Raw genomic sequence first — 26375 nt, 5'->3', positions numbered from 1 at the left:
CCAGCCGTCAGGCCGGGGTAGGGGTAATCATTAATGCGCCTGACCTTTCTCAATACCGATCCCGGTCTGCGAACGAATAAACTGGGCGCGGAACAGTTCACGCTCGCGCGCGCCTTCCGCGGAGCTATCGGTAGCAGAGAAGAACCAGATACCGATAAAGGCCACGGCGATAGAGAACAGCGCCGGATATTCATATGGGAATATCGCCTTTTCGTGACCGAGGATCTGCACCCAGATAGTCGGACCGAGGATCATCAAAATCACCGCGGTCAGCAGACCCAGCCAGCCGCCAATCATCGCCCCGCGCGTGGTCAGCTTCGACCAGTACATCGACAACAGGATAATCGGGAAGTTACAGCTGGCGGCGATGGAGAATGCCAGGCCGACCATAAAGGCGATGTTCTGATTCTCGAACAGGATACCCAGCAGAATCGCCACCACGCCGAGGATCAGTACGGTAATTTTCGACACCTTGAGTTCCTGACGCTCGGTCGCGCCTTTGCGGAACACGTTAGCATACAGGTCGTGAGACACCGCCGATGCGCCCGCCAGCGTCAAGCCAGCAACCACCGCCAGAATCGTGGCGAAGGCGACCGCTGAGATAAAGCCAAGGAACAGGTTGCCGCCGACCGCATCCGCCAGATGCACTGCCGCCATATTGTTGCCGCCGATAAGCTGCCCGGCCGCGTCTTTGAACGCCGGATTCGCCCCCACCAGCATGATGGCGCCGAAGCCGATGATAAAGGTCAGAATATAGAAGTAACCCATAAAGCCGGTGGCATAGAACACGCTCTTACGCGCTTCTTTGGCATCGCTCACGGTGAAGAAACGCATCAGAATATGCGGCAGACCCGCGGTGCCGAACATCAGCCCGAGGCCGAGCGAGAGCGCCGATATCGGATCTTTTACCAGTCCGCCGGGGCTCATAATCGCCGAGCCTTTCGGGTGCACCGCCATTGCTTCGGTGAACAGATTATTGAAGCTGAAGCCGACGTGCTTCATCACCATAAAGGCCATAAAGCTGGCGCCGAACAGCAGCAGGACCGCTTTAATAATCTGCACCCAGGTGGTGGCGAGCATGCCGCCAAACAGGACGTAGAGCACCATCAGCACGCCGACAAGCACTACCGCGACGTGGTAGTTGAGGCCGAACAGCAGTTGAATCAGCTTACCCGCGCCGACCATCTGGGCGATGAGGTAGAGCGCCACTACCACCAGCGAACCGCAGGCGGAAAGGGTGCGAATCGGCCCCTGTTTGAGACGATAGGAGGCCACGTCGGCAAACGTGTAGCGGCCGAGGTTACGCAGGCGTTCGGCGATCAGGAACAGAATAATCGGCCAGCCGACGAGGAAACCGAGCGAGTAGATCAGCCCGTCGTAGCCGGAGGTGTAAACCAGTGCGGAAATACCGAGAAACGAGGCCGCCGACATAAAGTCGCCGGCAATCGCCAGACCGTTCTGGAAACCGGTAATGTTGCCGCCAGCGGTGTAGTAGTCGCTGCGTGACCGTACGCGTTTTGACGCCCAGTAAGTGATATACAGCGTCAGGGCGACAAAAATCAGGAACATGATGATCGCCTGCCAGTTGGTCGGCTGGCGCTGTACCGCGCCGGTGAGGGCATCTGCGGCATTGACGGTCAAAGGGAGCGTGGCGGCGAGCGCCGTCAGGACTTTCTTCATGATGCTTTAACCTCGCTGAGAATGCTTTTTGTCAGCCGATCAAATTCACCATTTGCCCGCCAGACGTATATTCCGGTTAATACGAAAGAGATAACGATCACGCCGATACCAATCGGAATACCCCGGGTGACGCTGGTTCCCGCATGCAGCGGCGTGCCCAGCCAGCCGGGGGCAAAGGCGATAAGCAGAATAAAGCCCACATAAATCACCAGCATAATCAGTGACAGGATGGCGGCAAACCTTTGCCGGGCTGCAACAAGCTCCTTAAAATGCGCACTATTTTCTATCCGCTGACAAATCTGATCGTTCATCATAGCGTCTCCAGAGGTTCCCTTTTGTCATCCACGCGCCGGTCGTCGGCAACACTTATCCCCCCGGCAGTTAACTGTCGGGAGTCAGCCTGTTTACCGCTTTCCTGCTACCTGAAATCCTTGGGGAGTGGGTATTTATATCCTCTCCCCTGGTGGGGAGAGGGTGTAGGGGATCGGTTAGTTTATGATGGCATAGCGATGGCCTGCTTCTCTTCGAGCAGTTTTTCCACCACGCCAGGATCGGCAAGCGTTGAGGTATCGCCGAGATTACTGGTATCGCCCGCGGCAATTTTGCGCAGTATACGGCGCATGATTTTGCCCGAACGGGTTTTCGGTAACGAATCGGTCCAGTGCAGCACGTCCGGCGTCGCCAGCGGGCCAATCTCCTTACGGACCCAGTTGCGCACCTCGGCGTAGAGCTCCGGCGTCGGTTCTTCGCCATGGTTGAGAGTGACGTAAGCGTAAATGGCCTGGCCTTTGATGTTATGCGGAATGCCGACCACCGCCGCTTCGGCGATTTTCGGATGCGACACCAGCGCCGATTCGATTTCGGCGGTTCCGAGACGGTGGCCGGAAACGTTCAGCACGTCATCGACGCGACCGGTGATCCAGTAGTAGCCATCTTCGTCACGGCGCGCGCCGTCGCCGCTGAAGTACATATTTTTAAAGGTCGAAAAGTAGGTCTGTTCGAAGCGTTCGTGGTCGCCAAACAGCGTACGCGCCTGGCCCGGCCAGGAGTCGGCGATCGCCAGGTTACCTTCGGTGGCGCCTTCCAGCGGCGTGCCTTCGTTATCCACCAGCACCGGCTGAACGCCGAAGAAGGGACGCGTCGCGGAACCGGCCTTCAGCTCAATGGCGCCGGGCAGCGGGGTGATCATAAAGCCGCCGGTTTCGGTTTGCCACCAGGTGTCCATCACCGGGCACTTCTCGTTGCCGATCTTCTTCCAGTACCACTCCCAGGCTTCCGGGTTAATTGGTTCGCCGACGGAGCCGAGAATGCGCAGGGAAGAGCGGTCGGTGCCTTCAATAGCCTTATCGCCTTCCGCCATCAGCGCGCGGATCGCCGTGGGGGCGGTATAAAGAATGTTGACCTGATGCTTGTCGACCACCTGGCACATGCGCGCCGGGGTTGGCCAGTTCGGTACGCCCTCGAACATCAGCGTCGTCGCGCCGCAGGCCAGCGGACCGTACAGGAGGTAGCTGTGGCCGGTGACCCAGCCGACGTCGGCGGTGCACCAGTAGATGTCGCCCGGATGGTAGTCAAAAACGTATTTAAACGTTGAGGCCGCATAGACCAGGTAACCGCCTGTAGTATGCAGTACGCCCTTTGGCTTACCGGTCGAGCCGGAGGTATAAAGGATAAACAGCGGATCTTCAGCGCTCATCTCTTCAGGCTGGTGTTCCGCGCTGGCTTTCTCAATCAGATCGCTCCACCACAGGTCGCGGCCTTCCTGCCAGTCGATTTTGCCGCCGGTACGTTTAAACACCACCACGTTTTCGATGCTCTTCACGTGCGGGTTTTTCAGCGCGTCGTCGACGTTCTTCTTCAGCGGGATCGCGCGACCGGCGCGCAGGCCTTCATCAGAGGTGATCACCAGGCGGGAGTTGGAATCGATGATACGTCCGGCGACTGCTTCCGGTGAGAAGCCGCCGAAAATCACCGAATGGATAGCGCCGATGCGGGCGCAGGCCAGCATGGCCACCGCGGCTTCCGGCACCATCGGCATATAGATAGCCACGACATCGCCCTTTTTAATGCCGAGGTCGAGCAGGACGTTGGCAAAGCGGCAGACATCTCGGTGGAGTTCGCGATAAGTGATATTTTTGCTCTGGCTGGCGTCGTCGCCTTCCCAGATGATGGCCGTCTGGTCGCCGCGCTCCGCCAGATGGCGATCGAGACAGTTAGCGGCCAGGTTAAGGGTGCCGTCTTCGTACCATTTGATGGAGATATTACCCGGCGCGAATGAGGTGTTTTTCACGCGCGTGTAGGGCTTGATCCAGTCGAGAATTTTGCCCTGTTCGCCCCAGAAGGCATCTGGGTCGGTGACGGACTGCTGATACTGCGCCTCGTACTGTTCCGGGTTAATCAGGCAGCGTTCCGCAATATTAGCGGGAATAGAGTGTTTATGTATTTGGCTCATGGCTTTTTTTCTCCTGTAGGTTGTTAAATATATGTCAAATAAACGTTAATAGTAGGGGCTTTGGCGGCTTTGTTTGCTATTTGGGGGACAGATCACGCATTGATTGAACTGAATGAAAATCAATCAAATGAAACTTTGAGGTGAAATAATTTCTGAAATGGATTTATAGAAAATGAATTTATTAAATATTTTTTATAACAAATACTTATGCAAGATAAGTTGGGGATATTAGCGAGTTTATGCATAAAACCAGAGTAAACCGCTGTTCTTAAAGACTTGCGCAGCATGCCGTGCAAATGATACTGATATTGCGCGTTAAATAACCCCATAAAGCAACGCAACACAATTCATACCCCTTTCAGTGGGTGCCATTACCTCCTGGAATGGCGCCTTTCATCGAGGAAGTCTGTAGTGAAGAAAAAAACAAAAGTCAGCCTGGCCTGGCAAATTTTGCTGGCTCTGGTGCTGGGCATACTTCTGGGCAGTTACCTGCATTACCACGCCGAAAGCCGTGACTGGTTAATCTCGAACCTGCTGACCCCGGCGGGCGATATCTTTATCCATCTGATTAAAATGATCGTCGTACCGATCGTCATCTCGACCCTGGTGGTCGGCATTGCCGGCGTAGGCGATGCGAAGCAGCTGGGCCGTATCGGCGCGAAAACCATTATCTATTTTGAAGTGATCACCACGGTGGCCATCGTGCTGGGGATTACCCTGGCTAACGTCTTTCAGCCAGGAAGCGGCATTGATATGTCGCAGCTGGCGGCGGTGGATATTTCGAAATATCAAAACACCACGGCAGAAGTACAGAGCCACGCGCATGGCCTGATGGGCACCATCCTCTCGCTGGTACCGACCAATATCGTGGCTTCGATGGCGAAGGGCGACATGCTGCCGATCATCTTCTTCTCGGTGCTATTTGGTCTCGGCCTTTCCTCGCTGCCCGCTACCCATCGTGAACCGCTGGTCACGGTGTTCCGCTCTATCTCTGAAACCATGTTTAAAGTGACGCATATGGTGATGCGCTACGCGCCGGTGGGCGTGTTCGCGCTGATCTCGGTGACCGTGGCGACCTTCGGCTTCGCTTCACTGTGGCCGCTGGCGAAGCTGGTGATTCTGGTTTATTTCGCCATTCTGTTCTTCGCGCTGGTGGTGCTTGGCATCGTGGCGCGGGTATGCGGACTGAGCATCTGGACCCTGATCCGCATTCTGAAGGATGAGCTGATTCTGGCCTACTCTACCGCCAGCTCCGAGAGCGTGCTGCCGCGTATTATTGAGAAGATGGAAGCCTACGGCGCGCCAGCGTCGATCACCAGCTTCGTGGTGCCGACCGGCTACTCCTTTAACCTCGACGGCTCGACGCTGTATCAGAGTATTGCGGCTATCTTCATCGCCCAGCTGTACGGTATTGATCTGTCCATCTGGCAGGAAATTACCCTTGTGCTGACGCTGATGGTGACGTCGAAAGGGATTGCCGGCGTACCGGGCGTCTCCTTCGTGGTGCTGCTGGCGACGCTGGGCAGCGTGGGCATTCCGCTGGAAGGTCTGGCGTTTATCGCCGGCGTTGACCGTATCCTCGATATGGCGCGTACCGCGCTGAACGTGGTGGGCAACGCGCTGGCGGTGCTGGTTATCGCCAAGTGGGAACACAAATTTGACCGCAAAAAAGCGCTGGCGTATGAGCGTGAAGTGCTGGGCAAATTTGATAAAACGGCGCAATAAAACAGAAAGCCCGGTGACATCGCACCGGGCCTGAGAGAAAAGCGTCGCGTTTCTGTCGGCGGCTAACGCCTGACCCGGCCGAAACACTCCAGCCAGATCGGCTGGTGAACATCTCCAACAAGCCCGGCGTATGGACTGCGCCGGGCTTTTTCTTATCTTTTACTTATCCTGTCGAACTCTTCACAGCCGGTATCAAACCCCTCCTGACAGCTAACGTTGAGCCAGTGCAGCGCTTTCTGCCGGTTCGGTTCGATAAAGCCTTTTTCCCCCTGCAGGAAAAGCATCCCGGCCCAGTATTCGGCGTAGCCGGTACGGGAGAGGGCAGAGCTCTCTTTAAAGTACTGCGTCGCTTTGACATCATCTTCCGGAAGATGAACGCCGCTGGCGTAAATCAGCCCCAGCAGCATCTGAGCGTCAACGGCTGAATCGCTTTCCGGATCCTGCGCGGCGTGCTGTAACAGAGTGATGGCGTGGGGGTAGTTCGGCGCACCGGCCTGCTGGTTCACCAGCACCCGGGCGAGAACAATTTCCCCCGCCTTGCTGCCTGTTTGTACGGACTTTTCCGCCAGCACTTTAGCCTGGTGGTAGTCGGCCTGCTGAGGATTGCGGATTTTGAGCTGGGCCAGCAGCGCCAGCGCGTCGCCATCGCCGTTGTCTGCGGCTTTCTGCGCCCAGAATTCGGCCTGGGGAAAATCGCCGAAACTGACGTAAGTATCCGCCAGGTAATATTGTGCACGTGGATCGCCGGCTTCGGCCTGCTGTCTATACTGGCTACCTGGTTCCATGGCGCCTGAGGTGAAGCTTGCTATCACCAGCAGTAAATAGAGGTATTTCATTTTTTATTATCGGTAGAGGACATAACGAGCAGTATAAAGGCAGGGGAAGAAGAAGAAAACGCCGGGAACTCGTGGGGGATACTTATGGTTTATCCGAATAATCGTGCCGTCTGTTTCCCCGGGGGCGGCGCCGACGCGCCTTGCCCGGGCTACAGATTCACAGTCGTCTGCGGTCCGCTAGCCCGGATAAGGTGTTAGCCGCCATCCGGGGGGATTGATTCACAGTCTTCTGCGGTCCGGTAGCCCGGCCAGGTGCGAAGCACCGCCTCCGGGGAGGCGGTCCGATTAACCCAGCGCGCTTTCGCGCAGGCGGGCTTTCAGCTTGTTGTACTCATCAATGACGTACTGCTCAGCGGCACGCTGGTCGGCAATCGGCTCAACGTTGACGGCGCAGTACTTGTACTCCGGCGTTTTGGTTATCGGGCTCAGGTTCTCGGAAACCAGCTCGTTACAGGCGCCAATCCACCACTGGTAGGTCATATAGACCGCCCCTTTATTCGGACGATCGCTGACCTGCGCGCGGGTGATAATACGGCCCTTACGCGAGTTCACCCACACCAGCGCCTCATCCTCAATGCCCAAACGTTCGGCATCGGCGGTGTTGATTTGCGCATAGCCAGGTTCATCCGCCAGCGCGGCCAGCGCCGCACAGTTACCGGTCATCGAACGGCACGAGTAGTGGCCGACTTCGCGCACCGTCGACAGCACCATCGGGTACTCGTCGGTGAGTTTGTCAATCGGCGCGACCCAGTCGCAGGTGAAGAACTGCGCCAGACCGTTCGGGGTATCGAACTTCTCTTTAAACAAATAAGAGGTCCCCTGATCGGCGTCGGACTCATCGCGGCACGGCCACATGACGTAGCCTAGCTCGCCCATTTTCTCGTAGGTGGCGCCGTAGAAATCCGGACACAGATGCCGCAACTCGTCCCAGATCTCCTGGGTGTTGTTGTAGTGCATCTTGTAGCCCATCCGGGTAGCGATTTCGCTGATAATCTGCCAGTCGGTTTTCAGGTCCCATTTCGGCTCTACCGCTTTAAAGAAGCGCTGGAAGCCGCGGTCCGCTGCGGTATAGACGCCTTCGTGCTCGCCCCACGAGGTGGACGGCAGGATAACGTCGGCCGCTGAGGCGGTTTTGGTCATGAAAATATCCTGGACGATAACCAGTTCCAGATCGTCGAATGCCTTACGCACTGCGGACAGCTCGGCGTCGGTCTGGAGCGGATCTTCCCCCATAATATACGCCGCCCGCACTTCGCCATGCGCCGCGCGGTGCGGCAGCTCGCTGATGCGGTAGCCGGTGTGCGCCGGCAGGCTATCGACGCCCCAGGCTTTGGCGAACTTCTCGCGGTTCTCCGGGAACTTAACGTATTGATAGCCCGGATAGGTATCCGGCAGCGCGCCCATGTCGCAGGCGCCCTGAACGTTGTTCTGGCCGCGCACCGGGTTGACGCCGACGCTCGGCTTGCCGAGGTTGCCGGTGAGGATCGCCAGGCTGGTCAGCGAACGTACGGTTTCCACGCCCTGGTAGAACTGGGTCACGCCCATGCCCCACAGGATCGCGGCGGATTTCGCGCTGGCATACATACGGGCGCAGGCGCGGATCTCCTGGGCGCTCACGCCGGTGATCTCTTCCACCGACTCTGGCGTGTAGCCTTCGACGATTTTGCGATACTCTTCGAAGCCCTCAGAACGGCTGGCGACGAAGGATTTATCGTAGAGGTCTTCTTCGATAATCACGTGCCCGATAGCGTTGAGCAGCGCGATATTCGAGCCGTTCTTCAGCGCAATGTGCATATCGGCAATGCGCGCGGTTTCAATTTTACGCGGATCGCAGACGATGATTTTTGCCCCGTTGCGTTTGGCGTTAATCACGTGATTCGCCACAATAGGGTGTGAATCTGCCGGGTTATACCCGAAGATAAACACGAGATCGGTATTGTCGATCTCGGTGATGGCATTACTCATAGCGCCGTTACCGACCGATTGGTGCAGACCTGCAACCGATGGGCCGTGTCAGACGCGAGCGCAGCAGTCGACGTTATTGGTACCAATAACGGCGCGCGCGAATTTTTGCATCACATAGTTGGTTTCGTTACCCGTTCCGCGGGACGAGCCGGTAGTCTGAATCGCGTCCGGGCCATATTTCTCTTTAATAGCGCTGAGGCGAGTGGCGACGTAATCGAGCGCCTCATCCCAGGAGACGGATTCCAGCTTGCCGCCGCGCTGGCGACGGATCATAGGGGTTTTCAGGCGCGGGGTAAGGATCTGGGTATCGTTAATGAAGTCCCAGCCGTAATAGCCTTTCAGACACAGGGTTCCCTGGTTGGTTTTCCCCTGTGCCGCTTCCGCCCGAACGATTTTGCCGTTATCGACCACCAGGTTGATTTTGCAACCTGATGCGCAATACGGACAAACCGTGACGACTTTTTTCATCGGTCTTGCTCCAGTTAATCAATTGGCGCATACGCGCTATCGCGCCGTCACTATGCATCTTCTATGCCATGTTTTCATTGTGGGTATCGCCTGATGATACGTTGTTTTTTTGGGCGAAATGCTGACGAAAAACAGGCTATCGTCAGTTTTGACGTGTCGACGCGGGAGCAGGTGACGCGCTCGGACAGACGATGATGGATAGCCCGGGAGGGGCGCAGCTCCGCTTCCGGGGAGGATAGCGGGCAGGCTTGAAAGCGGTGCTGCGCTTATTGGGCTAGGTCAAATAACGGCTTCTCGCCAGCGCCGCCGCGCCCCGGGCGCCGTTAAACGCCGAGGAGGAAGCGGCGATAAAGCGTACGGCCTGAAACGGTAGCGGACGGCGAACGTAGGTTTTAACCCTGGTGATTAGGGCGTCGCGCGGGAAAGCGGGCATATCCATTACGCCGCCGCCGAGGATCACCGCATCGGGGTCGAACAGGTTAATACTGGTGGCGATGGCGCGGGCGGCATGATTCAGCAACTGCTGCACAAACGGCTCCTGTGCGGCATGAACGAACAGCTCGCCCAGTTCGTACGCGCGCGGCTGCTGTTCATACCAGCGCTTTAGCGCAATGCCGGAGCAGACGGTTTCCAGACAGGCGGGGTTGCCGCAGGCGCAGGTGAGGGCGTCATCGCCCTGGGGGATATGCCCCAGCTCGCCCGCCACGCCGTGGGCGCCGGTCCACGGCCCGCCGTTTAGCCAGACCGCGAAGCCCATACCGGTGCCAAGATAGGCCGCCAGCACCTCCTGCTCCTGCAGGCCGTTCTGCTGCACATCAAAAGAGAGCTGCAGATTCACATCGCGGGAAAACTCCACCGGGCAGCCCAGCGCCGCTTCCAGCCGGTCCGCCAGGTTATACAGATCGTCAGCGGCCAGAGGCAGGTTGGGGGTGGAGATAATCGTCCGCTTGTCTTTTGCCACCAGCGCCGGAAACCCCATAACCAGCCCGCAGCAGCGGGCATCATGTTGGTTTAGCTGCTGCTGTAGCAGGTTTTTAATGCCGTTAACCAGGCCGTCGGCGTTAATCACCTCCGCGGTACGCAGCTTTTCGCAGTGCAGCGCTTCGCCCTGCGCCGTTTGCAGGCAAAAACGGATATGAGTCGCTCCCATATCCACGCCCGCGACGACGTTACGCTGTTTTTGCATGAGGCTGTACCTCGTTTTTTGCCGCCAGAATTTGCTCGACCATGATCTGCCACGCCTCTTCAATCTTCTCGGCGTGATTAAAGAGGCCTGAAGTGCCGACGATAAAGACGTCCGCGCCCGCCGCCATCAGTTTTTCATAGGTGGCTTTATTGCAGGAGCCATCGATTTCGATCTCGTAGTTCAGCCCTTCGCGCTCGCGCCAGGCTTTAAGTTCAGCGATTTTCTCCAGCATTTCCGGGATAAATGGCTGTCCGGCAAAGCCCGGATCGACGGTCATCACCGTGATTTTGTCGGCTTTATGAATGTAGTACTTCATGGTCTCAACCGGGGTTTCCGGGTTAAGGATCAGCCCGACTTTCATACCGTGGCGTCGAATTTCTTCGATCAGGCGGAAGGCCTGGCCGTTGATGGTTTCCGGATGCAGGGTGATAAAATCCGCCCCCGCCTGCGCCAGCTGGCTAATGTAATCCTGCGGGCGAGTGACCATCAGATGGCAATCCAGCGGTTTGCTGGCCAGCTTTTTGACCTGGCCGACGAAAAACGGCGACAGGGTCAGGTTCGGCACAAAATGACCGTCCATGATATCGATGTGAAAATAGTCTGCATGCTGGTCGATAAACTCGATCTGTTCTTTAAATTTCAGCAGATCCATACACATTAAAGAGGGAGCAATTTTCATGATAAATTCCTTACTTACTGATAAGACGGTCGAGGGCGACAGCCGCGATGATTAATCCGCCCATTACCACCAGCTGGTAGTAGGTTTGTACTTGCAGAATGTTCAGTCCGTTATTGATGGTGCCGATAATCAGGCCGCCGATGACCACCGAGAAGATGCGTCCTTTGCCGCCGAAGAAGCTGGTACCGCCGATGATGGCGCTGGCGATGGCGTAGGTTTCAAAGCCCATACCGGCCAGCGGCTCTGCTGCGCCGAGACGCGCGGTGGAGACCACGCCCGCCAGTCCGGCGCAAATACCGGAAATGATGAACACCAGCAGCATGTGAAACTTGACGTCGATACCGGAGTAGAAAGCGGAGTTTTTGTTGCCGCCCAGCGCGTAGATATTGCGGCCGACGCGCATACGGGTGGTCAGGAACCACAGGATCAGCGCCACAATCAGCGAGAAGATCACCGGCACCGGGATGCCCAGCGGCGTGGCGGCAAAGAAGTTAACGAAATCAAATGAAAAGCCGTACACCGAGTTGGCATCAGAGATAACCAGCGTGATACCGCGGAAGATGGCGTTGGTGCCGAGGGTAATAATGAACGGATGCAGCCCGGTCCAGTTGACCAGACAGCCGTTGATGGCGCCCAGCGCGCCGCCGACCAGCACGCCGCCGATCAGCGCCGCAAGGAACGGGTCAACGCCCGCCAGCATCAGCTTGGCGGTGACCATCCCGGAGAGCGCGAGGATCGCCCCGACCGACAGGTCGATCCCGGCGACGAGGATCGCGAAGAACTCGCCCATGCCGATCAGCACGGTGACCGAACTCTGGACAAAGATCTGCGTAATGTTGTTGGTCGTCAGGAAGTACTCTGACGACAGGGTGCCGAAGATGGCGACGATGATAGCGAGGATAAAAAAGGTGCCGTATTTATCCCAGAACAGCGCGAAGTTAAACGGTTTTTTCTCGTCCATATCGCCTTTTACTCTTGTGGTAGTGCCCATGCCATAATCTCCTCTTCGCTCATATCGTCGCGATTGGTCAGGATTTGCGTCAGTCGCCCTTCGCAGAACACGGCAATGCGGTCGCAGACGGCGATAATTTCAGGTAGTTCGGATGACACCATCAGGATGACTTTTCCGTCATCGGCCAGCTGGCGCATCACTTTATAAATTTCGGCTTTTGCGCCCACGTCGATACCGCGCGTCGGCTCGTCAAAAATGATCACTTCGGGGCTGCAGCATAGCCATTTCGATATCAGCACCTTCTGCTGGTTACCGCCGGATAGCTCGGTAATGTTCTGATCGACCGAATGGCACTTCAGCGCCAGCAGCTTGCGCTGCTCTTCCGCCGTTTTGCGTTCGTCGCCTTCGCGGAACAACCCCATGGCCCCTTTGTAGCCGCCGCGCTTCAGGCTCTGGCTGACTGCCATATTCTGGGCGATAGAAAAATTGGGGAAAAAGCCGTTTTCCCGGCGGCTTTCGGTGATGTAGCCCATGCCTTTCTTTAAGGCGTCCAGCGGCGAGCGGGGGGAGATCGCTTTGCCGTTGAGGTAAATTTCACCGCTGCTACGCTTATCAACCCCAAACAGGCAGTCCATCAGCTCGGTGCGCCCGGAACCGACCAGTCCGGCAAAACCGAGAATTTCGCCGCGATTCACGCTAAACGAGATATCGCGTACCTTTTTCTTGTCATGGCTGGTGACGTTTTTCACTTCAAACACCGTCTCGCGGGCGATATTGCCGGTGCTCTCTTTCATGGCGTTGAAGCGGTTTTGCAGTTCGCGGCCAACCATCAGACGAACGATGTCATCGTTATTCACTTCGCTGACCATCCCGCTGCAGACGCTGCTGCCGTCTTTCATGACCGTGTAGCGGTCGCAGATGCGGCGTATTTCCGCCAGCTTGTGTGAGATATAGACAATGGCGGTGCCCTCTTTCCGCAGCTGATTCATGATCAGAAACAGATAGTCCACCTCTTTATTGGTCAGCGAGGAGGTCGGTTCATCCATGATCAGAACTTTGGCATCAAGCATCAGCGTCTTGGCGATTTCCAGCATCTGCTTGTGGCTGATGGAGAGGTTTGCCACCTTTTCGTCTAAGTCGATCTTTAGCCCGACGCGCAGCAGCATCATCGCCGCCCGCACGCGCATTTCTTTCCAGTCGATCACGTTGACGCCGCAGACTTTTTTCGTCAGATGGCGGCCAATATATAAATTCTCCAGCACCGTTAATTCATCAATGACGCTGAGTTCCTGATAAATAATTCCAATGCCGAGCTGGGCCGCTAATTTATGATCAAGCTTGTCGTAGTTAACGTTATTAATCGTAATGGTGCCTTTGGTCGGTTCATGTATTCCCGACAGAACTTTCATCAGCGTTGATTTACCGGCACCATTTTCCCCTAATAACGCATGTATTTCATGGGGGTAAATAGTTAAATCAACCGATTTTAATGCGTGAACCGGGCCAAAGGATTTGCCGATCCCCGCCATTGAAATATATGGCGTGAGCATAGATTTTCCTTATATTTTCACCCTCTCCGTGGGGGAGAGGGTCGGGGTGAGGGCAACCGTCAGTACAAGGTCAGTCTTATTTCGTCACCAGAATGGAGTCCACCAGCTTAAACTGCGGGGCTTTATCCAGAGGGATGACTTTGCCGCTCTTCTCAGCATCGACCATCAGCTTAAGACCCGTAGCGCCAATATCCGCCGGGTTCTGGGCGACTGTGGCGGTCATCTGTCCGGCTTCGACCATTTTGCGCGCTTCAGGAATGCCGTCGGTACCGACTACCAGTACCTTGCCGGTTTTGCCGGCATTCGCGACGGCCTGGGCGACGCCCATTGCCATGGTGTCGTTGGCGCAGTAGATCGCTTTAACGTTCGGGTTACGCTGCAGCACGTTGGTGGCGACGTCCAGCGCCTTGATGCGGTCCCAGTCGGCAGGCTGACTGGCAACCAGCTTGATTTGACTCGCTTTTTTGAAAGCTTCGGTGGCGCCATTGCGGCGGGCCTCACCGGACGCGTTACCGGCTTTGCCTTCGATAATAGCGACTTCGCCGCCTTCAGCACCCAGTTTGTCGATGATAAACTCTGCGCCTTTCGCCCCGACCGCCACGTTATCGGTGGTGACAAAACCTTCTACGTTGCCGCCGGCTTTCTTCAGGTTATCCATATCGATTTTTTCATCGAGGTTGACCAGATAGATGCCCTTTTTCCAGGCTTTAGCCACCGGCATCACCAGGTTTACCGATGAGAGGGGCGCAAAGGCGATACCTTTGTAGTTTTTATTGCTCAGGTCTTCAAACAGCTGCAGCTGCGACTGAAAATCCCCTTCAGAAGGTGAGGCAAAAATATCGACGCTCACGCCCAGGGTTTTGGCTTCGTCTTCAATACCCTTTTTCATATCCACCCAGAATGGGTTGGATAAGGTTTTTAAGACCACGGCATAATCGGCGGCGGCAAAGGCGCTGGTGGATAACATTACGCCCATAGCCGCGCCGCTGAAAAGTTTCAGATATTTATTCATATCAATACTCTCGGTGTAAGATACAATTTTATTGATCCCACTGATGTGGGATCGGCTTTTATTTACTTCAGCGCGCCTGGAGAAAAGAAATTAACAATTGCGCCGGTTTTTTGCATGTTTAAATTCGCTTGTTCAATATTAAGCTGGGCAACGGAAACAAAGAATGCATCTAATAATGTCAGTTGTAATATACGCGCTGAGGCGTTTCGGCCTAATAAAGGCGTCTCTGGTGCTGGCGAACAAATAATAAAATCAGCTAATTTGGCAATCGGCGAATGATAGCTGTGGGTGATGCAAATAATTTTTGCCCCGTTCTTTTTAGCCAGCTCCACCGCGGATTTAATATCGCTGGTGCGCCCGGAGTGTGAAACCACCAGCACCACATCGCCTTCTTTCAGCAACGAGGCGGACATCATCATGATATGCGCGTCCGGGTAGGCCTGGCAGCGCACGCCGATACGTAAAAATTTATGCTGCACGTCGGCGCAGATGGCGTTGGAGCCGCCCGCGCCGTAAAGATCGCGCTGGTTAGCCTGAGCGAAAAAGCGCGCCGCGCGGTGAATCTCGTCGACGTTAACGATCGACTGGCCTTCCATAATGGTGCGCAGAGTGATGTTAAACACCTTGTTCACCACATCCTGCGGCGCTTCATCAAAGGAGAGCTCGGTCGGTAGCACCTGCTCAGATTGCGAAAAGTAGGCCTCCAGCGCGCTGCGAAGGTTACGAAAACCGCTAAACCCGAGCAGCTTAGAAACCTTAACGATCATGGCTTCTGATACCGACAGCGCTTCCGCGACGTCTTTAATGGCCGGCGCATCGCTGAGATTGCCGGGGGTAAGCAACCATTCGACGATACGGCTCTCGTTTTCGGTCATGCCTTCCTGCTTCATGCGAAGCCAGGGGGCAAGGCCGATACCGTTAGGGAGCGAACTGGATTCTGACTGACTCATCGCTTTCTCTTTGTCCATAAAATGAAGACGACACTATATCACCACAGGCAAAACAAAAAAGATACCGCCAACTTCACAAAATTTATTTTTTTATAAAGTTATGTTTATTGTGAAGTTTTGCTAAAATTCATTTTTACTTTTACATGCAATAAATTCATTATAAATCATACTATTGTGTGATTTATATGGTTCTTTTTCTGAAAAGTGCATATGGCGTTAAATAACGTTTTCGACTTGATTTGTAAAATATCAGCGTGTAGAAAGGAGCCGGATGATGCTATTTTCAGCGTTTCCAGGGGCATTTTTAGGCGTTTAAATCACAACGCCAACCATCCTTGTAAAGTTAACAACAGGCGAGGCTAAGTATGAAAAGGATTGCATTTGGCTGCGATCATGTCGGTTTTATCCTGAAAGACGATATCGTTGCGCATCTGCGCCAGCGCGGGATTGACGTCGTGGATAAAGGCGCATGGTCTACGGAACGTACCGATTATCCGCGCTATGCCAGCGCCGTCGCTGAGTCCGTTGCCGCTGGTGAGGTCGACGGCGGGATCCTGATCTGCGGCACCGGCGTCGGCATCTCTATCGCTGCCAATAAGCATCCCGGTATTCGGGCGGTGGTGTGCAGCGAGCCCTACTCGGCGCAGCTTTCACGGCAGCATAATAACACCAATATTCTGGCCTTTGGCGCGCGGGTGATCGGCCTTGAACTGGCAAAAATGATCGTCGATGCCTGGCTGGATGCCGAATTCGAGGGCGGGCGCCACCAGGGGCGGGTAGACGCGATCGGCGCGATTGAGCAACAGCGGATTTGAGATTCCTCCGCTACTCGCCGCGGTAGCGCTTGATTAACGTAAAGCCAGCCCACCGATGAGACTGGCTTTATGAAACGTTATACTACCGCTTTGCTTTTTTGCACCCTATCCCTCGCCGGCCAGCTGGCGCACGCCGATGTGATCGACGACGCTATCGGCAATATTCAGCAGGCTATTAACGATGCTTACCACCCGGGCGATAGCCGTTCCGACGACGATGACTACGATGATGGGCGCTATCAGGGCAGCCGTCAGCAAAGCGCCGATCGCCAGCGGCAGTATGAAGACAGACGACGACAGCTTGAAGATCGCCGCCGCCAGCTTGACGAGCGTCAGCGCCAGCTGGACAGCGATCGGCGACAGTTAGAAAACGACTGGCGTCGTCTGGATGATGATTACTGATGCCGGGCGATCCGCGGCGGGAGCCAGGGAATCAGCAGCCCCATAACGATGCCGGACGGCAGCGCCGAGATAAGCAACAGCGGGATTAAATAGAAAAACATCGGAATAAAGGCGCCGATGATGCCGCAGCAAATGGCCGTTATCAGAGGCCCGGCAATCCCGCCTGCCAGCATTCGATAGTACCAGGCGCAATCAGCGTGGCCCGTCAGGATAGCCATGAAAATGCCGGTTAACAATGCGGGTAAAAAGCCAATACCCCAGGTGAGGGATAATACTTCCGGAAGATGATTGAGGAGCTCATCAACTGAGATGACCCTGGGTAAAAAGAGAATGAGCGGTAGCGGTATTAACGGCCCAAGGGCCACGAACCAGCCTGCATGATGAATCATTCGTCCTGTCACGATCGTTTCCTTCCCTGTTTTTTTGTCCGTCGGGAAAGGTATTTCACTACTGTGAAGCGAGGATGAAGTCAGGGTAAAACGGTGATAGAAAATTAGCTCAGTTCGGGCAGGGCGGGGACCAGCTCTTTCAGCAGGGCGACAAGTTCGGGGTCCATATAGCGGTAGTCGTCGGGGATATCCAGCACGTAAAGCGGTTTATTTTCGACCAGGCGACGATATTCAGCGACCAGTCGATTTTTATGTTTCTGCTCCATCACGCAGATAATATCCGCCCAGTTAATCAGTTCAGGAGTAAGGGTTTTTCTGGCGTTCCGGCTCGTGCCCGCAGAGCGCACGTTCATGCCAGGATAACGGCGGAACACCTGTTCCGCCGTCGGGCTTCGCCATTGATTGCGGCTACAAACAAACAGCACGTTGATCAATTCGATAACAGCTCTTCCATTCCCTGATGCGCCAGCTGGCGACGAGTTTTACGGGGATATTCCATTCCCAGCTGCGCGGCGCGTAGCAATTTTTCTGAACGCAAATAGAGATGCTTCCAGTTTTTCTCGCGACGAAAACGTAAGAGGGCGGTGTGAACATCGCGAGACTTATTGCGCTGCTTTTGCGCCATGCGCCAGTCCCGGCTACGGGTTGTTTCCATGGTCTTTTCTCTCTCAGATTAATCGGGTTCAGCAGCCGCGATAATACGGAGAGGAAAGCGCCGCTATGTTAACGCTGCCAGGGGCTCTTTATCCAGCGTTTTCACGCGTGTTGAATACCGGGGCAGGGGCTGCTGGTGTGCGGTCGTCGGAGGAGCCGGGCCGTCTGGATAAGGGTTACCGATGTGCCGCGATCCGCGGCGGAAGCCTGGGAATCATCGGCCCTAGCTCCGCAAACCAGCCGATATGATGCAGGAACTTATTCATTTGGCGTTTTTCTCTGCTCCCTGCCCGGCAGATAGGCTATCAGCCATCCCATAATCAGTCCGGAGAACAGGCCAGAACCTGCGATTACCCGGAACCCATGACCACGCAGAATAAAGGTCGTCAGATCGGTATCGGAGAAAAGCAGCACGCCGGTTAGCGGTATTGCCGCGCATATGGCCAGGCCAATGGTCGCGCTGGCGAGGATACGCCGGTAATGAATCGCATGAATACCCGTGGGCAAAAAAGCGACGGCGATCCCGGTCAGTAGCGCCGGGATGGCGCCAGCAGCCCAGGGGACGATGAGAAAATACGGCAGTTCAGAAAAGACAAATTCAAAGAAACTACCCACCGAACGGCGCGACTGTATGACGATGGCGACGATGGCCCACAGCAGGCCAATATAGGGGCCAATGAATGCATACCAGCAGGCATGGCGAAGCGTGCGTCGTGTTGTGGTCATGTGAATCCCTTCAGATGGTTAAGTCCGCAGGGAAGATAGTGAGGTTAAGTGAAGGGATGATGAAGTTTGGTTAAGGCAGCACAATCTCCATGCCGTCAAATCCCGCTTCAAACCCCGCCGGCAGAGAGTGCTCCATCATCCACGCGTCGAAGCGGTGGCTAATATGAGTGAGGATCACTCGCGGGCAGCCGATGACCTGGTTAATGGCCCGCACGGTGTTCAGGTCGCAGTGGTTGCGCGGCGGCTGCGGGCGCGGCTCGTGGCTACAGTCGATGATGATAAGCTGCGGCTGATTATTCAGCAGGAACTTCAGCGTTTTTTCCGGCAGCGCGGCGGTATCGGAGAGCCAGGCGACCCGGCTATGGGCCGACTCCAGCAGATAGCCAAACGTGAGCCTTGAGTGATTCAACGGCAGCGGCGTGACGCGCAATCCTTGAAGTTCAAACCGCACAAATGGTTCGACGGTGTGGCTGAAATCCAGCAGGCCCGGATGCTTAAACAGGTCATCGCAGCCCTGATCATCCGGGGGGCCGTATACCGCAATGGATTCGCCCACGCCCCAGCGCAAGGGGAACAGCCCCTGTACGTGATCCATATGATAATGGGTGAGCAGAAACTGCTGAAAGCTGCCGGCGGGCCACTGCGTCATCAGATCCGGCAGCCCGGCATCGAGCAGCGTCACCGCGCTATTGAATTTAACTATCGCGCTACAGGGGCGACGACGTTGTGCTTCGTCGGCGCGGGCGCGGCGACAGGCGGGGCAATCGCAGCCAAAAACCGGCACCAGCTGCGCGCCGCCGGTGCCGGTTAAGCGGATACTCAGGCTCATGCTTTCTCCTCGCGCGTCAGGCTGGCTGCCGTTCGCGTTGGTTGCCGTGAATGCGAATCAGCGAAACCAGAGCGTCCACCGACTGGCTAAGGCGACCATCGTTATTTAGCGTCAGACACGCGCTCGGCGTATAGCGCGCCGCGCGCGCCAGGCGCTGGGCGATTTCTGTTTCGTTCTCCCGCCCGCGCCGCGCCAGGCGTTGTCTGAGCACCTCCGGTGAAACCTGCAAACAGATAGGCAGGAGGGCGTCAGCATAGCGCGCCTGCGCTTGCGCAAGGTGCGCGCGTGAACCGTTAGCGACCACGTCGAACCCGGCGTGCAGCCACAGGTCAATCTCGATGCCAATACCGTAGTAATGGTGGTTTGCATGCCAGCTGAGGGCAAACAGATGCTGCTCGGCGCGGGTAAAAAACTCTCGCTCGCTGAGGGCGATATGGTTTTCACCGGCCGCATTGGGCGAACGAGTAATGTAGCGGTGCGCTACCAGCAGCTGCGGATGCTCACGCTGGCGCAGCGCCGCCAGCAGGCTGTCTTTACCGGAGCCGGAGGCACCGACCAGCCAAATCAGTTTTCCTGCCATCAGAAGACCCTCTTACCTTGCCGCCAGACGTGATCGATATGGATATGCTCGCCGTGACGGCGCGCCAGCACCAGGTCCGCCCGCTTACCTTCGGCAATCGCCCCGCGGTCGTGCAGCCCCAGCGCCTGCGCCGGGTTTTGACTTACCAGACGAATAGCCTGCGCGAGGGTAAAAGCGTTGCCCTCGTCGTCAGCGATGCGGAAAGCGGCATCCAGCAGGCTGGCGGGATAATAGTCGGAGGAGAGAATATCCAGCAGTCCACTGGCCGCCAGATGATGGGCGGCGACGTTCCCGGAGTGCGAGCCGCCGCGCACGATATTCGGTGCGCCCATCAGGACGCTCATCCCATGCTGGCGCGAGGCCTGCGCTGCGGCGATAGTGGTGGGAAATTCGGCGATAACGCTGCCAAGCTGGCGTGACTCGAGCACATGTTCGCAGGTAGCGTCATCGTGGCTGGCCAGCGCGATATTCCGCTCGCGGCAGATCGCGGCGATGCGCTGCCGGTTGGGCTGTGACCAGGCAGCCGCCAGCGCCATCTGCTCCTCTTCGAAGGCGTCCATCTGTTCGTTGGTCAGATGGTATTTGCCCTGGTAGTAGTCGCGGTATTTGCTGCGGTCGGCGTACTGGCGCTGGCCAGGGGAGTGATCCATCAGGGAGACCATGCTCACCGGTTCGCGGCCAACCAGCTTCTCGAACAGCGGCAGAGTGGTGTGATGCGGCAGTTCGCAGCGCAGATGCAGCCGGTGTTCGGCGCGGTTGAGGCCCCGCTTTTGCGTCTCCTCCACGGCATTGATCATCTTTTCCAGGTTCTCCAGACGATCGCCGCCGTCGCGGACATCGCCAATAGCCACGGCATCCAGCACGGTGGTGATGCCGCTGGCGACCATCAGCGCGTCGTGGCTGCTCATCGCCGAGTGGGCGGGCCAGTCCACCTTCGGTCGCGGGGTGAAAAACTTGTCCAGGTTGTCGGTATGGAGCTCGATAAGTCCCGGCAGCAGCCAGCCGCCGTCGCCGTCAATGGCCTCCGCCAGCCGGCTCTGGCTTTCGGCAAAGGCTGAAATTCTGCCGTCCCGCACCTCCAGCGAACCGTTAACCACCTCGTCTTCGAGGACCAGCTTTACGTTGTTGATAATCATGCTGAAATCCCCATGGGGTGCAGGCGGTCGGCGACCTGTTTACGCGTGGCCTCGTCGTGGAAAATGCCGACGATCGACGCGCCGCGGGCTTTGGCTTCCTGGATCAGTTCCACCACGGCGGCGCGGTTTTTGTCGTCCAGCGAGGCGGTGGGTTCGTCGAGAAGCAAGATCGGGTAGTCTACCGCGAAGCCGCGGGCGATATTGACCCGCTGCTGTTCGCCGCCGGAAAAGGTCGAGGGGGCGAGGTGCCACAGACGTTCGGGCACGTTCAGGCGCGTCAGCAGGCGGGCGGCTTTACCGGCGCTCTCTTCGCGCGGGATGCCCAGCTCGAGCAGCGGCTGCATGACGACGTCGAGGGCGGAGATGCGCGGGATCACTCGCAGAAACTGGCTAACCCAGCCGATGGTGGTTTTACGCACTTCCAGGACTTGGCGCGGCGTGGCGGTGACCAGATCCACCCATTCATCGCCGTGGCGGATATAGATGTGGCCGCTATCGGGGAGATAGTTGGCGTACAGCGAACGCAGCAGGGTCGATTTTCCGCTGCCGGAGTGGCCGTGCAGCACCACGCATTCGCCGACGTTTACGCTCAGCGAGGCGCCGGCGAGTACCGGCAGACGCACGCCGTTCTGCTGGTGCAGAACAAAGGTTTTATGGATGTTTTCCACGCGAATGGCGTTCATTTTTAGCCTCATCGTGCCTGAATTTCCCCGGATCGCGGCGTGAACGCCTTATCCGGGCTACCTGATGCATTAATTCACGAAGCGCGACCGGGGATCGCCGGAGACGGCGCGTTGCGCCTGTCCGTGCTACCGGCTCGCAGACGGTCCGTCACCCGTAGCACGGTCAGCGCAGCGCCGCCGGGAGTGGACATACGCTCAGTTCTGCAATACCGACGACACCAGCAGCTGGGTGTAAGGATGATGGGGATCGTCGAGCACCCGGTCGGTTAAGCCGCTTTCCACCACCTGCCCCTGTTTCATCACCAGCAGACGGTTAGCCAGCAGGCGGGCAACGCCGAGGTCGTGGGTCACAATGACTACCGCCAGATTGAGCTCCACGACCAGGCCGCGCAGCAGATCGAGCAGGCGCGCCTGCACCGACACGTCCAGCCCGCCGGTAGGTTCATCCATAAACACCAGCTTCGGCTGCGTCACCAGATTGCGGGCGATTTGCAGACGCTGCTGCATGCCGCCGGAAAAGGTGGTGGGCAGGTCGTCAATGCGCGAAGGCGGGATCTCCACCTCCTGTAACCACTGCCCGGCGGTGGTGCGAATGTGGCCGTAGTGACGGGCGCCGATCGCCATCAGGCGCTCGCCGATATTGCCGCCGGCCGACACCTGGCGACGCAGCCCGTCCATCGGATGCTGATGCACCACGCCCCACTCGGTGCGCAGCAGGCGACGGCGATCCGCTTCGCTCATCGCGTACAGCGAACGATTCTGGTACCGCACTTCACCCTGCTGCGGCGTCAGGCGGGCGGAAATCGCCTGTAGAAGGGTGGTTTTACCGGAGCCGGACTCGCCAACGATACCCAGCACTTCTCCCGGCCACAGCTCGAACGATACGTCGCTGAAGCCTTTACCCGGCGCATAGAGGTGGGTCAGGTTATTCACCGCCAGTAACGGATAGCTCATTTTTTCTGCTCCTCGCACTGTTGGCGGCAATAGTCGGTATCGGAGCAGACAAACATCCGCTTGCCGCTGTCGTCGAGCACCACTTCATCAAGATAGCTGTGGCGTGAGCCGCAGATCGCACAGGGTTCATCCCACTCCTGAACGGTAAACGGATGATCGTCGAAATCGAGGCTCTCCACCGGGGTATAAGGCGGCACCGCATAGATGCGTTTTTCGCGCCCGGCGCCGAACAGCTGTAGCGCAGGCATCATATGCATCTTCGGATTATCAAATTTCGGAATCGGCGATGGGTCCATGACGTAGCGGCCGTTGACCTTCACCGGGTAGGCGTAGGTGGTGGCGATATGGCCGAAGCGGGCGATATCTTCGTACAGCTTCACCTGCATTACGCCGTACTCCTCCAGCGCATGCATGGTGCGGGTTTCGGTTTCGCGCGGCTCGATAAAGCGCAGCGGTTCCGGGATCGGCACCTGGAAGATGAGAATCTGATCTTCGGTTAGCGGCGTTTCCGGGATCCGGTGGCGGGTCTGGATCAGCGTGGCGTCCTCGGTACGTTCGGTGGTTGCGACGCCGGTTACGCGTTTGAAAAACTGACGAATCGATACCGCGTTGGTGGTGTCGTCGGCGCCCTGATCGATCACCTTCAGCACATCATTTTCGCCGATAATGCTGGCAGTAAGCTGAATACCGCCGGTTCCCCAGCCGTAGGGCATCGGCATCTCGCGACCGCCGAAGGGTACCTGGTAGCCGGGGATGGCCACCGCTTTCAGGATGGCGCGGCGGATCATGCGTTTGGTTTGCTCGTCGAGGTAGGCAAAGTTGTAGCCGGTCAGTGCGTTAGCCACGTTGATTCTCCCGTTGCAGGCGTTTAAGTAGCGCCAGTTCGGCCTGGAAATCGACATAGTGGGGGAGTTTTAAGTGCGAAACGAAACCGGCCGCCTCGACGTTATCAGCATGAGCCAGCACAAACTCTTCGTCCTGGGCCGGACCCGCCGCCTCTTCGCCGTACTCCGGCGCCTGGAGCGCGCGGTCAACCAGCGCCATCGCCATCGCTTTGCGCTCGCTCATGCCAAACGTCAGGCCGTAGCCGCGGGTGAAGTGCGGCGGTTCATCCTGAGGGTCGACAAAGCCGTTGACCATTTCGCATTCGGTCATCAACAGTTCGCCAATAGTGACGGTGAAGCCCAGCTCTTCCGGGACGATCTCCACCGCGACGTAGCCGCTGCGAATTTCCCCGGCAAACGGATGGTTGCGCCCGTAGCCGCGCTGGGTGGAGTAGGCCAGCGCCAGCAGGTAGCCCTCGTCGCCGCGCACCAGCTGCTGCAGGCGCGACGAGCGCGAACAGGGATAAACCGGCGGATGGCGGGTGATGTCGTCGGGCTGCGCGTCAGTATCCTGCTCCGCCTTCGCCAGTCCCTGCTGGACGAGCAGATTAAAAACGTGCGGCGTGGCTTCCTGCGGCGCGCTATCGGTCGCCAGCGGCGGCGTTTCGCCGTTGGCCAGTAGGGTAAAATCGAGCAGACGGTGGGTGTAATCGTAGGTCGGGCCGAGCATCTGGCCGCCGGGGATATCTTTATAGACCGCCGAGATCCGGCGCTCAAGGCGCATAACGGCGGTGTCGACAGGCTCGCTGACCGCCAGTCTTTGCAGCGTGGTGCGGTAAGCGCGCAGCAGAAAAATCGCTTCGACGCTATCGCCGCTGGCCTGCTTCAGCGCCAGCGCCGCCAGCTCCCGGTCGGCGATACCGCCTTCGGTCATGACCCGATCCACCGCCAGATTGAGCTGTTGGCTAATCTGGTCAACGCTGATTTCAGGAAGCCGTCCATCGCCTCGGCGTTGCTGTTCCTGTAGGGCGTGAGCGGCGACGATCGCCTTCTCGCCGCCTTTGACGGCTACGTACATTAGCAGACCTCGACGTGAGTGGTGCGCGGAATCGCCAGCAGGCGTTCGCCGCAGGTGAGAATCAGATCGATACCCAGCGGGAACGGATGCGGGCGCTCGGTTAACTCTGCAATAATACATTCCGGCAGCTGCGGGGCGATCATCCGCTCCTCGGCGATCCCGGCGCCGGTCAGGCGCAGCATCCGGCCGCCGCTGAGGCTGGCGAGCTGAACAATCAGCGTAACGCCGGTCTCCGGGGCGACGACGGTACCGGCGGAGAGCACGTTGAGCTGTTCGGCGCTGATGCTGTCACTGGCGACGGCGAAGGTTGCCTGCTGCGGCTGCTCAACCAGCGGCGCGCCGGTATGAAAGCGTAAATTCTGGCCGACCAGATCGTTATGCAGCGTCGGAGCGAGCCAGACCGGCGTCTCGTGATCCACCAGCGTCAGCAGCAGACTGGTGGTGGCGACGTTCAGCGGCTGCCAGCCGTGCTGAAGCTGCTGCAGGGAGACAATCACGCCCGGCTCGCTCATCGCTTTCAGCAGGCGGCGGAAACTGTGCTGGGCATCCTGCACAGCCAGGGTAAAAGCGGGTTGTAAGGTCATGCGTTATCTCCGCGAACCAGAGTAAAGAAGTCGACCCGGCTGGCGTTGACTTCGGCGCGTCGGGCTTCAATGCGCGCGCTACGTTGTTCTTCCAGCGGGGTTATCAGGGTTTCCATCAGGGTGTGAAAATGGTGTGGCGACTGCATCAGGGCATCGATGGCCGCGCAACGTTCAGCGTGCGGACGATCGCGGCCTAAAATCCAGCTATAGCCGAGCGTGCCGTCGGCCAGGCGGATAGCGGCGCGGGTTAAGGTGGCGTCTCCGGCGAAAAATCGATCGCCGATGCCGCCCATGCGCGCCTGCAGCTGGACCAGCCCGGTTTCCGGGGCGCGAATCAGTTCATACTGCGGCGCGAGCTGCAGCGTTTGCATCCGCGCCGCCAGTTCTTGTGGGTCACTGTGGGCCAGCACGGACATCCAGCGCTGGCGGGTAGCGGTATCAAAGTGCATTCAGTGCTCCATGGTGAATTCAATCATGTCGGCGCGGGTCAGGCTGACGGAGTACTCCGTCGCGCTCTGCTCGCCCTGGCGATGATTCAGGGTGCGCACGCACAGCAGCGGCGCCATATTGGGAATGCCGAGAATGCGGCTCTCTTTGGCCTGCGCGCGGCGGGCGCTGATTTTGGTGCGTACGCGGGTCAGTTCGATATCAAGACGATTGCGCAACAGATCATGGAGCGAGCCGTGGGTAAAGGTTTGCAGAACCGGCCATAGCTGCAGGTCGGCAAAGTAGTGGTCTATCAGACACAGGGCGACGCCGTTCACGCGGCGCAGGGTGCGCAGGTGAATGACGTTATCGCCTTCACTGATGGCAAACGCGTCGGCAACTTGGCTACTGGCCGGACGCAGCACCGACAGCAGCTTTTCGCTGGTCGGGTGGCTGCCCTGTTCGAGAAGGTTCTGGCTAAAGCGCGCCTGGGCGCTGAGCGGGTAATCTATCGGGCGCATCAGTACCAGCACGCCGACGCCCTGACGGCGCTGGACCCAGCCGCGCTCGACAAGCTGATCGATGGCCCGGCGCAGGGTATGGCGGTTAACCTCAAAGCGGGACGCCAGCTGCTGCTCGGCGGGCAGATAGTCGCCGCAGCGGTAATGATGGCAAAGCTCTTGCTCCAGTTTGGCGGCAATTTCCTGATATCGCGTGGGGTAACTGGTCGGATGTCTGGATAAGTACATGGCAATCGAGCCTCACTAAGGACAAGAAGGAGTTTTCCTCTGAGCGTGAGCCAATCCTGACGGTTTTTTGTTACGTTTCGGTTAACTCCTG

General features: G+C 57.5%; 28 protein-coding genes. 3 read left to right on the top strand and 25 right to left on the bottom strand.

Annotated features, from left to right (window positions below; genetic code table 11):
* Nucleotides 1-30: 30 nt before the first annotated feature.
* From actP to acs, 3 genes are all read right to left on the bottom strand, one after another.
* Nucleotides 31-1680, bottom strand: coding sequence for a cation/acetate symporter ActP (gene actP / locus KO1_RS22520; protein ID WP_004109434.1), 1650 nt, complete (start codon nucleotides 1678-1680; stop codon nucleotides 31-33).
* Nucleotides 1677-1991 carry a DUF485 domain-containing protein gene (locus KO1_RS22515; protein ID WP_004127871.1) on the bottom strand — a complete coding sequence of 105 codons (315 nt, stop codon included), beginning with the start codon at nucleotides 1989-1991 and terminating at the stop codon, nucleotides 1677-1679. The genes actP and KO1_RS22515 overlap by 4 nt, the downstream gene beginning before the upstream one ends.
* Nucleotides 1992-2173: 182 nt before the next feature.
* Nucleotides 2174-4132, bottom strand: a complete 1959-nt coding sequence (acs, locus tag KO1_RS22510) for an acetate--CoA ligase (protein WP_024273602.1) — start codon at nucleotides 4130-4132, stop codon at nucleotides 2174-2176.
* Between the two features lie 411 nt (nucleotides 4133-4543).
* On the opposite strand from acs, the gene gltP reads away from it, so the two are divergent.
* Nucleotides 4544-5857: a glutamate/aspartate:proton symporter GltP gene (gene gltP, locus KO1_RS22505; RefSeq protein ID WP_004109428.1), complete on the top strand. Its 1314-nt coding sequence runs from the start codon at nucleotides 4544-4546 to the stop codon at nucleotides 5855-5857.
* A 152-nt stretch (nucleotides 5858-6009) separates the two neighbouring features.
* On the opposite strand, the gene KO1_RS22500 is transcribed toward gltP, so the two are convergent.
* The 8 genes from KO1_RS22500 to KO1_RS22460 form a co-directional block, all read right to left on the bottom strand.
* Nucleotides 6010-6693: a tetratricopeptide repeat protein gene (locus tag KO1_RS22500; protein ID WP_016808421.1), complete on the bottom strand. Its 684-nt coding sequence runs from the start codon at nucleotides 6691-6693 to the stop codon at nucleotides 6010-6012.
* 285 nt (nucleotides 6694-6978) lie between these two features.
* Nucleotides 6979-9126, bottom strand: coding sequence for a formate dehydrogenase subunit alpha (gene fdhF, locus KO1_RS22495; RefSeq protein WP_077598988.1), 2148 nt, complete (start codon nucleotides 9124-9126; stop codon nucleotides 6979-6981).
* Nucleotides 9127-9400: 274 nt separating this feature from the next.
* Nucleotides 9401-10312: an allose kinase gene (gene alsK / locus KO1_RS22485; protein ID WP_016808420.1), complete on the bottom strand. Its 912-nt coding sequence runs from the start codon at nucleotides 10310-10312 to the stop codon at nucleotides 9401-9403.
* Complete coding sequence (gene alsE / locus KO1_RS22480; RefSeq protein WP_004109415.1) at nucleotides 10296-10991, bottom strand: D-allulose 6-phosphate 3-epimerase; 696 nt, start codon at nucleotides 10989-10991, stop codon at nucleotides 10296-10298. The genes alsK and alsE overlap by 17 nt, the downstream gene beginning before the upstream one ends.
* A gap of 10 nt (nucleotides 10992-11001) precedes the next feature.
* Entirely contained in the window at nucleotides 11002-11982 is a 981-nt protein-coding gene (alsC, locus tag KO1_RS22475) for a D-allose ABC transporter permease (protein WP_004109413.1), read from the bottom strand.
* Nucleotides 11961-13493 carry a D-allose ABC transporter ATP-binding protein AlsA gene (gene alsA / locus KO1_RS22470; RefSeq protein WP_004109412.1) on the bottom strand — a complete coding sequence of 511 codons (1533 nt, stop codon included), beginning with the start codon at nucleotides 13491-13493 and terminating at the stop codon, nucleotides 11961-11963. Before alsA ends, alsC begins: the two co-directional genes overlap by 22 nt.
* Nucleotides 13494-13569: 76 nt before the next feature.
* Complete coding sequence (gene alsB, locus KO1_RS22465) at nucleotides 13570-14505, bottom strand: D-allose transporter substrate-binding protein (RefSeq protein WP_004109411.1); 936 nt, start codon at nucleotides 14503-14505, stop codon at nucleotides 13570-13572.
* Between the two features lie 62 nt (nucleotides 14506-14567).
* Nucleotides 14568-15455, bottom strand: coding sequence for a MurR/RpiR family transcriptional regulator (locus KO1_RS22460; RefSeq protein WP_004137474.1), 888 nt, complete (start codon nucleotides 15453-15455; stop codon nucleotides 14568-14570).
* A gap of 365 nt (nucleotides 15456-15820) precedes the next feature.
* On the opposite strand from KO1_RS22460, the gene rpiB reads away from it, so the two are divergent.
* Together rpiB and yjdP are read left to right on the top strand one after the other, a co-directional pair.
* Nucleotides 15821-16270, top strand: a complete 450-nt coding sequence (gene rpiB / locus KO1_RS22455; RefSeq protein ID WP_004117284.1) for a bifunctional allose-6-phosphate isomerase/ribose-5-phosphate isomerase RpiB — start codon at nucleotides 15821-15823, stop codon at nucleotides 16268-16270.
* A gap of 69 nt (nucleotides 16271-16339) precedes the next feature.
* Nucleotides 16340-16672, top strand: coding sequence for a DDRRRQL repeat protein YjdP (gene yjdP, locus KO1_RS22450; protein WP_004109408.1), 333 nt, complete (start codon nucleotides 16340-16342; stop codon nucleotides 16670-16672).
* On the opposite strand, the gene cbrB (KO1_RS22445) is transcribed toward yjdP, so the two are convergent.
* The 14 genes from cbrB (KO1_RS22445) to phnF all read right to left on the bottom strand — a co-directional run bounded on the left by cbrB (KO1_RS22445) (nucleotide 16666) and on the right by phnF (nucleotide 26284).
* The gene (gene cbrB, locus KO1_RS22445) at nucleotides 16666-17073 is read right to left on the bottom strand and encodes an inner membrane protein CbrB (RefSeq protein ID WP_004109407.1); all 408 of its coding nucleotides are present in this window, start codon (nucleotides 17071-17073) and stop codon (nucleotides 16666-16668) included. The two genes, yjdP and cbrB (KO1_RS22445), sit on opposite strands and share 7 nt — an antisense overlap.
* A gap of 92 nt (nucleotides 17074-17165) precedes the next feature.
* On the bottom strand, nucleotides 17166-17492 hold the full coding sequence (locus KO1_RS22440; protein ID WP_024273604.1) for a low molecular weight protein tyrosine phosphatase family protein: 327 nt from the start codon (nucleotides 17490-17492) through the stop codon (nucleotides 17166-17168).
* Nucleotides 17492-17716, bottom strand: coding sequence for a hypothetical protein (locus tag KO1_RS22435; RefSeq protein ID WP_004117295.1), 225 nt, complete (start codon nucleotides 17714-17716; stop codon nucleotides 17492-17494). The genes KO1_RS22440 and KO1_RS22435 overlap by 1 nt, the downstream gene beginning before the upstream one ends.
* A 257-nt stretch (nucleotides 17717-17973) precedes the next feature.
* Nucleotides 17974-18441 (bottom strand): inner membrane protein CbrB, encoded by a 468-nt coding sequence (gene cbrB / locus KO1_RS22430; RefSeq protein WP_023329128.1) that lies wholly within the window; start codon nucleotides 18439-18441, stop codon nucleotides 17974-17976.
* A 70-nt stretch (nucleotides 18442-18511) separates the two neighbouring features.
* The gene (gene phnP / locus KO1_RS22425) at nucleotides 18512-19270 is read right to left on the bottom strand and encodes a phosphonate metabolism protein PhnP (protein WP_053064528.1); all 759 of its coding nucleotides are present in this window, start codon (nucleotides 19268-19270) and stop codon (nucleotides 18512-18514) included.
* Between the two features lie 16 nt (nucleotides 19271-19286).
* Nucleotides 19287-19850, bottom strand: a complete 564-nt coding sequence (gene phnN, locus KO1_RS22420) for a ribose 1,5-bisphosphokinase (protein ID WP_053064529.1) — start codon at nucleotides 19848-19850, stop codon at nucleotides 19287-19289.
* Nucleotides 19850-20986, bottom strand: a complete 1137-nt coding sequence (gene phnM, locus KO1_RS22415; RefSeq protein ID WP_016808416.1) for an alpha-D-ribose 1-methylphosphonate 5-triphosphate diphosphatase — start codon at nucleotides 20984-20986, stop codon at nucleotides 19850-19852. Before phnM ends, phnN begins: the two co-directional genes overlap by 1 nt.
* A complete protein-coding gene (phnL, locus tag KO1_RS22410) occupies nucleotides 20983-21669 on the bottom strand; it encodes a phosphonate C-P lyase system protein PhnL (protein WP_053064530.1) in 687 nt (228 codons plus the stop codon). The genes phnM and phnL overlap by 4 nt, the downstream gene beginning before the upstream one ends.
* A gap of 195 nt (nucleotides 21670-21864) precedes the next feature.
* Nucleotides 21865-22623 (bottom strand): phosphonate C-P lyase system protein PhnK, encoded by a 759-nt coding sequence (gene phnK / locus KO1_RS22405; protein WP_004109399.1) that lies wholly within the window; start codon nucleotides 22621-22623, stop codon nucleotides 21865-21867.
* Nucleotides 22620-23468 carry an alpha-D-ribose 1-methylphosphonate 5-phosphate C-P-lyase PhnJ gene (locus tag KO1_RS22400; RefSeq protein ID WP_004109398.1) on the bottom strand — a complete coding sequence of 283 codons (849 nt, stop codon included), beginning with the start codon at nucleotides 23466-23468 and terminating at the stop codon, nucleotides 22620-22622. Before KO1_RS22400 ends, phnK begins: the two co-directional genes overlap by 4 nt.
* A complete protein-coding gene (locus KO1_RS22395) occupies nucleotides 23461-24525 on the bottom strand; it encodes a carbon-phosphorus lyase complex subunit (protein ID WP_024273607.1) in 1065 nt (354 codons plus the stop codon). The genes KO1_RS22400 and KO1_RS22395 overlap by 8 nt, the downstream gene beginning before the upstream one ends.
* Entirely contained in the window at nucleotides 24525-25109 is a 585-nt protein-coding gene (phnH, locus tag KO1_RS22390; RefSeq protein ID WP_004109396.1) for a phosphonate C-P lyase system protein PhnH, read from the bottom strand. The genes KO1_RS22395 and phnH overlap by 1 nt, the downstream gene beginning before the upstream one ends.
* Nucleotides 25106-25558 (bottom strand): phosphonate C-P lyase system protein PhnG, encoded by a 453-nt coding sequence (phnG, locus tag KO1_RS22385; RefSeq protein ID WP_004109395.1) that lies wholly within the window; start codon nucleotides 25556-25558, stop codon nucleotides 25106-25108. Before phnG ends, phnH begins: the two co-directional genes overlap by 4 nt.
* On the bottom strand, nucleotides 25559-26284 hold the full coding sequence (gene phnF, locus KO1_RS22380; RefSeq protein WP_023329131.1) for a phosphonate metabolism transcriptional regulator PhnF: 726 nt from the start codon (nucleotides 26282-26284) through the stop codon (nucleotides 25559-25561). It lies immediately after the preceding gene.
* Between the last annotated feature and the right edge of the window lie 91 nt (nucleotides 26285-26375).

Source organism: Klebsiella oxytoca NBRC 105695 (assembly GCF_001598695.1).
In the GTDB taxonomy this organism is placed as follows: domain Bacteria; phylum Pseudomonadota; class Gammaproteobacteria; order Enterobacterales; family Enterobacteriaceae; genus Klebsiella; species Klebsiella oxytoca.
The sequence above is the reverse complement of the archived record's forward strand: the minus strand, read 5'-3'. Positions and strand labels throughout refer to the sequence as shown.

Bases quoted from the DNA above. Each gene is read 5' to 3' on its own strand.
- phnP (WP_053064528.1), bottom strand. From the start codon at position 19,270: ATGAGCCTGAGTATCCGCTTAACCGGCACCGGCGGCGCGCAGCTGGTG.
- phnK (WP_004109399.1), bottom strand. From the start codon at position 22,623: ATGAGCTATCCGTTACTGGCGGTGAATAACCTGACCCACCTCTATGCG.
- alsC (WP_004109413.1), bottom strand. From the start codon at position 11,982: ATGGGCACTACCACAAGAGTAAAAGGCGATATGGACGAGAAAAAACCG.
- actP (WP_004109434.1), bottom strand. From the start codon at position 1,680: ATGAAGAAAGTCCTGACGGCGCTCGCCGCCACGCTCCCTTTGACCGTC.
- phnN (WP_053064529.1), bottom strand. From the start codon at position 19,850: ATGGCAGGAAAACTGATTTGGCTGGTCGGTGCCTCCGGCTCCGGTAAA.
- yjdP (WP_004109408.1), top strand. From the start codon at position 16,340: ATGAAACGTTATACTACCGCTTTGCTTTTTTGCACCCTATCCCTCGCC.
- phnF (WP_023329131.1), bottom strand. From the start codon at position 26,284: ATGTACTTATCCAGACATCCGACCAGTTACCCCACGCGATATCAGGAA.
- phnL (WP_053064530.1), bottom strand. From the start codon at position 21,669: ATGAACGCCATTCGCGTGGAAAACATCCATAAAACCTTTGTTCTGCAC.
- KO1_RS22500 (WP_016808421.1), bottom strand. From the start codon at position 6,693: ATGAAATACCTCTATTTACTGCTGGTGATAGCAAGCTTCACCTCAGGC.
- phnG (WP_004109395.1), bottom strand. From the start codon at position 25,558: ATGCACTTTGATACCGCTACCCGCCAGCGCTGGATGTCCGTGCTGGCC.
- alsA (WP_004109412.1), bottom strand. From the start codon at position 13,493: ATGCTCACGCCATATATTTCAATGGCGGGGATCGGCAAATCCTTTGGC.
- KO1_RS22515 (WP_004127871.1), bottom strand. From the start codon at position 1,991: ATGAACGATCAGATTTGTCAGCGGATAGAAAATAGTGCGCATTTTAAG.
- alsE (WP_004109415.1), bottom strand. From the start codon at position 10,991: ATGAAAATTGCTCCCTCTTTAATGTGTATGGATCTGCTGAAATTTAAA.
- phnH (WP_004109396.1), bottom strand. From the start codon at position 25,109: ATGACCTTACAACCCGCTTTTACCCTGGCTGTGCAGGATGCCCAGCAC.
- phnM (WP_016808416.1), bottom strand. From the start codon at position 20,986: ATGATTATCAACAACGTAAAGCTGGTCCTCGAAGACGAGGTGGTTAAC.
- alsB (WP_004109411.1), bottom strand. From the start codon at position 14,505: ATGAATAAATATCTGAAACTTTTCAGCGGCGCGGCTATGGGCGTAATG.
- rpiB (WP_004117284.1), top strand. From the start codon at position 15,821: ATGAAAAGGATTGCATTTGGCTGCGATCATGTCGGTTTTATCCTGAAA.
- acs (WP_024273602.1), bottom strand. From the start codon at position 4,132: ATGAGCCAAATACATAAACACTCTATTCCCGCTAATATTGCGGAACGC.
- KO1_RS22435 (WP_004117295.1), bottom strand. From the start codon at position 17,716: ATGGAAACAACCCGTAGCCGGGACTGGCGCATGGCGCAAAAGCAGCGC.
- alsK (WP_016808420.1), bottom strand. From the start codon at position 10,312: ATGCAAAAACAGCGTAACGTCGTCGCGGGCGTGGATATGGGAGCGACT.
- KO1_RS22395 (WP_024273607.1), bottom strand. From the start codon at position 24,525: ATGTACGTAGCCGTCAAAGGCGGCGAGAAGGCGATCGTCGCCGCTCAC.
- KO1_RS22460 (WP_004137474.1), bottom strand. From the start codon at position 15,455: ATGAGTCAGTCAGAATCCAGTTCGCTCCCTAACGGTATCGGCCTTGCC.
- cbrB (WP_023329128.1), bottom strand. From the start codon at position 18,441: ATGACCACAACACGACGCACGCTTCGCCATGCCTGCTGGTATGCATTC.